This is a genomic window from Wolbachia endosymbiont of Tuta absoluta (genome assembly GCF_059414725.1).
On the sequence record NZ_JBNRJY010000760.1, the window covers coordinates 1 to 501 of the forward strand.

The 501-nt window shown below is 37.5% G+C and carries 1 pseudogene; it reads left to right on the forward strand.

What is annotated here, in order from left to right:
* Nucleotides 1–198, forward strand: a pseudogene (locus ACJ5GX_RS07955) (hypothetical protein); the annotation flags it as partial.
* Nucleotides 199–501: the final 303 nt, after the last annotated feature.

Consider the following 501-nt stretch of genomic DNA (forward strand, 5'->3'; position numbering starts at 1 on the left):
CTTTACAGAGAAAAAGCTGCAGGTTATTTTTCTAAAGTAGATTTCATTATATCTAATTACCTAAAGGGACAGTTAAACGTATGTATAGTCATGATGATCGATCTTGCCCGTATGGGGTACCCTAGGGGAGGCCTACGTCCAGCAGTGGACTGCAATAGGCTGATGTATGATGTATGTAGGGTTAGGAGAGTATATTGAAGACGCGAATAAAAGTATTCTCGGATTAATGTTTCAACAGTTCTAGAGTGACGAAGGGCTAACAACATAAAAGTCGCAGTCCACGTTTAGTTGGATGAATGAATTTATTAATTTTATTTTATTTATTGGAGAATACACAATATTTATCACTTAAGTATTCTTAAAACTAATAAATAGCCCCACAAAACCACTATTCTAGGTTTGCCTGTGGGATCGATCTTCATGAAACTTGGCACAGAGATTGCTAGCATACCGAGAACGGACATAGGCTATTTATTATCACCATTCGAGGGTCTGGAGTAT